Source organism: Rhodopirellula maiorica SM1 (assembly GCF_000346295.1).
Classification (GTDB): Bacteria; Planctomycetota; Planctomycetia; order Pirellulales; family Pirellulaceae; genus Novipirellula; species Novipirellula maiorica.
This window is the reverse complement of the sequence record NZ_ANOG01000715.1, coordinates 1-9,030: the sequence shown is the minus strand read 5'-3', so window position 1 is coordinate 9,030 and position 9,030 is coordinate 1. Positions and strand designations below refer to the sequence as shown.

At 56.4% G+C, this 9,030-nt stretch carries 3 protein-coding genes and 1 pseudogene; 1 reads left to right on the top strand and 3 read right to left on the bottom strand.

The annotated features are described in order from the left end of the window. Positions 1–1,015, bottom strand: a pseudogene (locus tag RMSM_RS23195) (ABC transporter permease); the annotation flags it as partial. A 142-nt stretch (positions 1,016–1,157) separates the two neighbouring features. On the opposite strand from RMSM_RS23195, the gene RMSM_RS23190 reads away from it, so the two are divergent. Then, positions 1,158–1,892 carry an RsmD family RNA methyltransferase gene (locus RMSM_RS23190; protein ID WP_040769131.1) on the top strand — a complete coding sequence of 245 codons (735 nt, stop codon included), beginning with the start codon at positions 1,158–1,160 and terminating at the stop codon, positions 1,890–1,892. Between the two features lie 198 nt (positions 1,893–2,090). Here RMSM_RS23190 and RMSM_RS23185 read toward each other — a convergent pair whose 3' ends face one another. After that, positions 2,091–6,743: a beta strand repeat-containing protein gene (locus tag RMSM_RS23185; protein ID WP_008702157.1), complete on the bottom strand. Its 4,653-nt coding sequence runs from the start codon at positions 6,741–6,743 to the stop codon at positions 2,091–2,093. A gap of 229 nt (positions 6,744–6,972) precedes the next feature. Next, positions 6,973–8,652: a BBP7 family outer membrane beta-barrel protein gene (locus RMSM_RS23175; protein ID WP_081614292.1), complete on the bottom strand. Its 1,680-nt coding sequence runs from the start codon at positions 8,650–8,652 to the stop codon at positions 6,973–6,975. Positions 8,653–9,030 lie beyond the last annotated feature (378 nt).

Sequence of the window (9,030 nt, the reverse complement as noted above, 5' to 3'; positions counted from 1 at the left end):
TGCGAGTGCCGGTTTGCGGATCGATCATGCCGCGGAAGGATTGCAGTTGATCGAGTCGGCAGAACGCAAACGTGCTGTCGTATTCGCTCATGCCCGATTCGTACAAATCGACCACGGTGAACTTTTGGTTGACGACCTTGGTGTTTTCCGATGCGTTGGGAAACATCATGCGAACATCGTCACCGGGACGGCAGTAATAGTGATCGCGAACGACATCGTCGGCATCGCGCATCTTGCTGCTGCAGGTCGAAATCCCCAGGATGATGCCTGGATACTGCTGTTCGGCTGGGTCAAATACTTTGGGGGCTTCGCCACCGCTGTCTTCGAGCAGTTCGGGCGAAAAGACAGCGGACATCGTTGGGCCATCGTGACTTGGCGCGGCGGTTGCCGATGTCGTGGACGAGGGACGTGACGATGGTTCGTCGCTGGCCAGCTGCGGCGTCGTCTGCTGAACTTGTTTTGCTTTCAAAGCATCAATGCGGTCTCGTTCAAACTGCAGTGCTTTTTCATAGGCGGCACGAGCACGGCGATAACGCCATCCAGATGCGGGGAAACCATCGCGTTCGGGGGCGAAACCGTCTTCTCGCAGATCGAAACTGACACCGGTTTGGTTATCCGGGTGCAGCAGGAATTGCCCAAATTGGCTGACGGTGTTGTACGTTTCCGGATCGAGTCCGACCAGATTGACGTGGCGGGCAATTTGTTGGCCGTTAAAGTCGATCCCCAACATGCTGGGGACATGCACGCTGACCGAGGCGCCGGCGATCTTGTCGCCACAAACCTTTTCGATCTCGCGCAAATGGCCCTCAGGATCAGGCATTCCGCCGCTGGTGTGGCATTCGATCAGAATATCGGACGCGAGTCCGTGCAGCCGATCGTGCATTTCGGCTGAAAATCCCGCCATCACGCTGTTTACCACGATCAATGTGGCGACGCCGAGCGTGACGCTGATGATCGACGCCAAAGCGATATAACGAGTCCGCAAGTAGCGAAAACAGAGCAACCAACGATACATAGCCGTTCCTTCGGCGGGGAATTTGCAGGCATCCTTCCTGAATTGTCGCAGTCTAGAGCAACAGGGTGGTTAGCGTAAACGTCAATCGGAGCCTGTTTCATGCGACTTCCGTAATCCAGGGTGACACCGCTATACTTTCGCCATGAAACAACGCAATGAATCGAATCGACGCAAGAAAAACGTCACTTCCAAACCGGCTCGCGGTGGGTCTGGGAAACCACGATCCTCGGGGCGATCACGCTCGGAATTGAAAAGCAACAAAGCCAACGCGACAAAGTTGCGTGTCATTGGCGGCGATATGCGAGGACGCCACATCTTTTATCACGGCGAAGCGTTCACTCGCCCAATGAAAGACAGCGTGCGCGAGAACCTGTTCAATATCCTCGGACGTGCCGTTCGGGGGGCCATCGCATTTGATTTGTTTGCTGGCACCGGAGCGCTGGCGATTGAATCGCTCAGCCGCGGGGCAGTCGAAGCAGTGGCGATCGAGCAATCCAATCGCGCCGCCGGCCATATCCGCGAAACCGCCAAGGCACTCGATATCCAATCTAAGCTGAAGGTCCTAGTCGGTGACGCATTCCGCTGGAGCGAAACGCTGCTGGTGGCCCCGGATGACCCGGACGATCCCAAAATCGGCGTCCCCTGGATCGTCTTTTTGTCGCCTCCCTACGTGATGTGGGAAGAGGAACTTGATCAGCTCAATTCCGTGATCAACCAAGTCCTGCGGCAAGCGCCGCCGGGCAGTGTGCTGGTCGCCGAGACCGAAGATACCTTTGACGTAACACGTTTGCCCCCAGGTGAATGGGACATCCGCGTGTACGGAAACGTGCAGTTGGCGTTTATCGAGCCGGCAACCCAGTGCGGGCTAAGGTGCTAGCGTTTTGTAGCATCACTGCGATTGCATAAAAAAATGCTCGGCCTCCCCCCGAAGGCCGAGCATTTAACTTCTTAACGCTTGGATCATGATTGCGTCGGACGAGTCAATGACTTTGCTGGCGAACGTCTTGAACCGAAAACACCGGCTCCCGATGGTTCAAGCACAATTCGCCAAGCCACTCGCGTGACGCGATCTTGATTAAGACGATGCCAAGAAGTCCCGCTTTGAGAGTGCGGCGGTCAACAGGCCAAAGTTAAAGTCTTCGGCCGATGTCGCCTCATCAATTCCAAGCGATGTAAAGACGTTATCGACGTCATTGATCGTCGAGGTGGCGTTGCTCCCTGCTTGCTCACCACCATCCCGCAAGTTCGCCGGACGATCGACTCGTTGCAGTTGATACGCTGATCCGGCCAACAAATTCTCGAATGCGTACTGTCCATTGGCGTCAGTGGTGTCCGTCAAATTGACGGCGTTGCCGAACGCATCGGTTCCCGTCAATTGGATCTGCACTCCTTCGACCGGCGTTTCACCCGCGTCAAAGACATTGTTGTTATTCGCGTCGACGAACACAAATCCATCGATTCGCGAGGTCGCAGGATCGACATCGGTGGTCGCAGTCGCTGAGTTATTGGCCGCGTTCGAATCGCTCGTTGACGTACTGACGCTGACGGTGTTGACCTGATCCGCCGTGACGCCTGTGTTCACCGTGGCGTTGATCGTGAAGCTGAAGCTTGCTCCCAAGGCAAGCGTGCCACCGTCGACGGTCACCACACCATTGCTGGCGGACAATGCGGTGTTGTTGGGCCCGGTGCCGCTGACGAATGTGACTCCTGACGGCAGCGTGTCGACCGCTTGAACCGACTCCGCAGGCGATGGGCCGTTATTGGTGACCGTGATTGTGTACTGAAGCGTATCGCCGATCTGGGCATTGGCCTGGTCGACCGTTTTGGTGACGACAAGGTCGGTGACCGGAGTGACCGTGATCACAGCGTCGTCGCTATTGTTGGTAACATCGTTTTCACCATCGGCTGACAGATCAGGCACTTGCGCGGTATTCACGATCTGGCCGCTGGCGGTTCCATTGACCGTGAACGTCAATGTCGCCGTCAACGCGTTGCCGGTTCCGGCGAGCACGTCCACTGCGGGGAATGTGATGTTGGAACCATTTAAGGTCGCAGCTTGACCATTCATCGTACCGCTAACAAAGGTCAATCCGGTTGGGACCGCGTCGCTGAGCACAACGTCACTAGCGAGACTTGGTCCCTCGTTGGTCACGGTGACGGTGTAAGTCACCGTGCTGCCCGGTGCCGGGGTGGCGTTGTTCACGGTCTTGTCGACGATGATGTCAAAATCGGGTTGAATCGTGACCGCGGCTGAATCGGAGTTGTTGGTGATGTCGTTTTCACCCGCCGCAGCCATATCCGGAACACTAGCGGTGTTGTTGATTTGGCCGGTCGCTCCGTCGTTCACTGTAAAGGTCAACGTGGCAGTTAAAGCATTGGCGGTTCCACTATCGATGGAAACGCCTGGGAATGTCACGATGCCGTTGGAGAGCGTTCCTGCGACTCCATCAAGCGTACCGCTAACAAACGTCAATCCCGTCGGTACGACATCGGTTAGCACGACGTTGGTGGCCGTACTTGGTCCCTCGTTGGTCAACGTCACGGTGTAGACGATCGTTTCGGTCGGCCGAGGTGTCGCGTTATCAACCGTCTTGTCGACAACGACGTCAAAGTCGGGATCGATGGTCAGCGTGGCGTCGTCAGAGTTGTTGGTGACGTCGCTCTCACCATCGGCGGACATATCGGGAACACTCGCAGTGTTGACGATTTGTCCCGTCGCGTCAGCGTTGACCGTAAAGGTTAACGTTGCGGTGACGGCGTTCGCAGTGCCACTATCAATCGAAACCGCAGGGAACGACACGGTGCTTCCGTTAAGCGTTCCAGCTTGACCGTTCAATGTACCGCTGACGAACGTCAATCCCGCGGGAACGGAATCGCTTAGAACAACGTTTGCCGCTGTGCTTGGACCATTATTGGTCAACGTCACAGTGTAAGTGACCGTGTCGTTGGGTTGAGCATTGGTATCGTCAACCGTCTTGTCCACAACGATATCGAACACCGGCATAACGGTGATCGATGCATCGTCCGAGTTGTTGGTGATGTCGTTTTCACCATCAGCCGACATGTCCGGCACACTCGCGGTGTTGTCGATCGTACCGCTGGCGTCCGAATCAACCGTGAATGTCAACGTTGCTGTCACCGCATTGGCCGCTCCGCTGGCGATTGACACGCCTGGGAATGTGATGTTGCTGCCTGTTACGGTTCCATTGGTTCCGTTCATCACTGCTGAAACCAGCGTCAAGCCACTCGGAATCACGTCGGTCAGAACGACGTCGTCAGCGGTGCTTGGACCATCGTTGGTAAGTGTGACGGTGTAGACAACCGTGTCGCCTGGCTGCACGGTCGTGACGTCGGCGGTCTTGTCGACCACGATGTCAAAGTCGGGAGTCACGGTGATCACGGCATCGTCCGAGTTGTTGGTGACATCATTTTCACCATCGGCCGACATGTCTGGCACGCTTGCAGTGTTCGTGATTTGGCCCGTGGTCAACGCATCGACGGTGAAGACCAAGGTCGCGGTCACGGCATTGGCGGCACCTGCGCCCACTGTGATCGCGGGGAAGGTCACGGTGGAACCGCTGAGCGTTGCGGCGTTGCCGTTCATTGTGCCGCTGACAAATGTCAATCCGGTCGGAACGACATCGCTAAGCACCACGCCATCGGCCGAGCTCGGTCCATCATTGGTCAGGGTCACGGTGTAGGTCACCGTGTCGGTGGGCTGGACGTTTGCGTTGTCAACGGTTTTGTCGACGACGATATCGAAATCGGGGTCGACAATGACATCAGCGTCACTGCTATTGTTGGACGTGTCGAAATCAAATTCGGCGCCGGTGACCGTCGCGGTATTGGTGATGTTGGTCAAGCCGTCCACATCCACCGTGGTCACGACTTGGAACGACAACTGGCCGCTGGCAGGGATCGTGCCCAAGATCACTTCCAGACTTGAACCGTTAAGATTTTGGGACATTCCCGCTGGGCCGTTCTGAGTGCGTACAAAGGTCAATCCATTTGGGATGACGTCTTGAACGCGAACATCGGTCGCCGTCAGCGGTCCATTGTTGGTAACGACAATGTCAAAGACCGCCGTGCTGCCTGCAGTGACATTCGACGGAGGAGCCCCTTCGAGCGTTTTACCGATTACGAGATCGATCTGAGGCACGACGCCAAAATCGAGAGTCGAGTTCGTGTTGGCATCGTCACCGTCATTGGTCGGTTCGGTTCCGCTGGCGAGCGTTATGATACCGCTCACGATGCCAACGCCATCAACTCCGGTTCCGTTGTCGTCCTGATCGACGTCGTCGTCGGGGTCGGCGGCGGGGTCGTTCCCGGTACTCGATGCGAACCCGACCAAGGGACCGCCCGCATTAAACATGGCTTGGGGAATCACGACAAAGTAATTGCCGGGAACGATATCGTCGAACGAATAGGTACCGCTTGACGTGACGACGGTAGCGACCGGTGTATCGGTCCCTGGCGTCTGGCCTTCCTGATACAGTTCGACCGTGACGGGGTCGGTCACCAACGGCTCGCTCGCGTCACGGACGCCGTTGTTCTGTTCTGGAGCGACTCCGTTGTCGACGAAAATTTCTCCGGCGAGTGCAAGCGGCTGAATGTTCGCCAGGTTGGTCACTTGTGCGTCGGGACGCAGTGCTTCGACAATCGAGACGCGAATGTCGTTGTCACCGGTCAAGTTGCTCATTGCTTCGATCGCACCGACGTTGCGAAAATCGGCTCCCGTTCCACTTGCCACGGTGAACGAATCAAAGCGAACAAAGGTTTCCAGAAAGCTGGTGGCATCCACGGGGACTGGAACCACGGTTTCCGAATAATTAGTCGCATCGGTGTAGACACGAATCGTCAGTTCTTCCCCCGCATCGGCAGCGCGAGTCCGTACGAACAATCCGGCACCTGGATAATCACGCTGCGTCCCCGTGGGATCGAGAGGATCCAAAGGCAACTCGCCCGACAGCGAAACGCCGCCCAAGCCAACCGCATCCAATGCGATGTCGTTGTCGATACCGTCGTATTGCACCAATGCGGTGCCTACACCGCCACCGCCTGAGGAGATCGTCAACGCGTCCTGGCCGGTGTCGACTTCGACCAGAATGTTGCCCGATCCGCTCGTTCGGACGGCTTGAATGTCTCGGCTGCCGCCAATGGCTTCGGTGGCATCGGTCGAATCAGTGTTGGTCGGATTCGTTGCGTTGGCAAGTACCGAGACCGCGGTGGTCGCAAAGTCGTCAATCAACTCGGTGCGAATACCGTCGTCATCGGTGTCGCTAATTGTGACCAGCACCGGATCGGGCGCCGTTTGGCCAGCCACGGCACTTTGGACAATAAAATAATCGCCCGGCGAAAGGCCTTCGAAGCGATATTCCCCGGGTACCTTGACCGGTTCGCCGACACCGGCGGGCGTCGAGTTGTCGGTGATGTCGGTCAATACCAACGGGTCGGCATTCGCCCCGGTCGTCACCAACGTTCCGGTGTTTCCGGAACCGCTGTCGCGGTATAGCTGGACTTGAACGTCTTCGAGTCGTACTTCGCCCACATCCAGTTGGCCATTGCCGTCGGAGTCGGTAAACGCAATCCCGCTGATCGCCCCTAAATCCGATGCCATCAATTCACGACGAGCCAGATGTTCCATCAACAAACGGCGATTCGATTTCTTGCGGCTGACGTTTTTTGATTTGCGACCGAGACGGTTGATAAGTCGTTCAAAGACCATCATCGTTGTCCTGTTGGAGGCGAAACGCCGCGGGCATCATCTCGACGTTAGAACGTCGCTACGACGGTGCCTGGGCATCGAACGGTTGTTTTGCTGGCGCGCAATGGCTGATTCAGCACGACGCGATGTGTACAAAGTTATCGGTTTGCCATCGCAGTTCGCTTGACTGTTACCGCCAAAATCGAACCTCACGACGACGAATGAAGCTGCCATGACCGCGAACGATAGAACACTACCAACGGTATTCGAGGCCTGCGTTGATTCCCTGAGCCCAGTAATCAACCGAGTCGAAAGCGAAACCAGGTCGCGCGGCCCCCGTTAGCGGGTCTTCGGCCGGAGCCAACTGGCTTGGGTTCAGGTCGCGTGAAATATGCTCACCCGGACGAACCACGTTGGACCAATACAGGAAGGTGTAGCCCACCATCACTCGCCAATTTTTGTTCAGTCGGTAACCGAGGTTGATATCAAACTCGGGGACCACTGCGAATTCATCGCGTTTGTAAGTTCCAATGTTCGAATCTTGAGCTAGCAAGCCGCCTTGGTAAGTCTGGCTGCCGGCTGCGGTTGGGTCACCCGAAATTGTGGTTTGACCATTGATGGATACAGTTTGGTGAGTCGTTCCCAAGGCGAGGCGAATGGTGCTGTCGAGCGTCCAATTGCCACGGTTCTGAGTGTAGAACCAACCGAGGTCGATCCCGTTGAATTGGTTTCGAGTGCGGAAACGATCACTGATATCAAAGTTGCCGACGGGGTTGATCCCGGTCAAGCGTTCTTGGATGACAACCCCTTCGGTCAGTTGCAAGTGGCGGTATCCGATCAAGGCTTCGGTGCGTGAACAGAATTGTTGCGGGCAACCGAACAATCCCCACGTGTTACAGCCTTCGTTGCAAGCTCGCAAGTTGCGAAAGTGGAAGCCGGCTCCGAGCAATTCGCTTTCCGCAACCGCACTTACTGAACCCGAAACGCGAACGTTTCCAGTACCACCAAACGCGACCAATTCCGAGTCTTCACGAGCACTGCCGGTCGCCGGATTCACATTGAAAAACGGGCGAGCCAAGACAGGGTCACCATTGCTGTTTGCGAAGAACGATTCGCTTTCGCTACCAATTTTGAAGTATTCGCCTGCGATTGCCCACGTGTGACCTCGGTCCAACCACAGCCCCATGCGAAGGCGGCCGCCATCAAATTGATCGGTCAAAACCTCTTCGCCGCCAAACAGGATACGCGTGGTCGATTGACCAAGGACACCGGCATTTGCTTGAGCCACGTTGGCATCGGTGCTTGTCGTTACCAGTGGCGGCAAGCTCATACCGTCTTGCCACCAGGATAGATATTCGAACGACACCCAACCGTCTTGCGGAAGACACAGCGTCACGCAAGGACGCCATCCGTTGGCACCACACGGTTCGTCACACACGCCGCCATAACCGCAGCTGCCCATCGAATCGCAGCCGCCATCACAGCTCATCGATCCGCAACCACATCCAACACCGCCTGGCATCGCATCGCAGGGCACCGGGCGGCCGTGAAAGGGTTCCAGTTCGACATAGCCGTCGCTCGGACCGTGAATGATCGGTTCTTCGATGATCGAATGGGGTGGATAAGATGGTTCGGGAACCCCGTGACCGGTTTGCTGAACATGACTCGCCTGACGAACAACCGAGTTGCTAGCGGACTTGGAAGTCGTTGTAGCGGTCGCTTGCGAAACCGATTTGCTTTCGCCAACGAAGCCCGCATCGGCGTCAGTCAGATTCGACTTTCGCACCGGCTGCCAATTGGCACGTGCGGTTCGCTCGTTTTTGCGAAATGTACGTTGGCCCGAGGTCGTGGTCTGAGCGTCGGCGTAGGTCGCAAGCAGCGTCCCCAACACAAACGTGACGAAGATTGGGGAGAGTTGTCTAACGGAAGGCATTGGCTTCACCAATTAAGATCCTGGAAAGCGAAACGCAAGCAACCTGACTACAAGCTTTACAGGTCACCAGCGAATCATCGCTGAAATGGTATCACCCCCCCGGGCTAACCCTTTGTTCCCGTCGACGCCGAGCACGCTCGGCCAAGGAACAGGTCGTTCCTTAGCGATATCGACCCCAAAGATGAAAACTCTGAACCGAAAACCAGGAAATTCGGAAAATTCCTCAGAGTCAGCCTAATCGTCAAATCTTGCCAAGGCTTTCGGAGCGGTGGTGTCAGCGAAGGGCAAGCAGAATTTACCCTCCCGTGTGCGGGAGGGTCGGGATGCGGGATGCGGGCGGGGAGGGCTGGTGAATTCTCGCTTGCACGGTCCATCGCT

Bases quoted from the DNA above. Each gene is read 5' to 3' on its own strand.
- RMSM_RS23190 (WP_040769131.1), top strand. From the start codon at position 1,158: ATGAAACAACGCAATGAATCGAATCGACGCAAGAAAAACGTCACTTCC.
- RMSM_RS23185 (WP_008702157.1), bottom strand. From the start codon at position 6,743: ATGATGGTCTTTGAACGACTTATCAACCGTCTCGGTCGCAAATCAAAA.
- RMSM_RS23175 (WP_081614292.1), bottom strand. From the start codon at position 8,652: ATGCCTTCCGTTAGACAACTCTCCCCAATCTTCGTCACGTTTGTGTTG.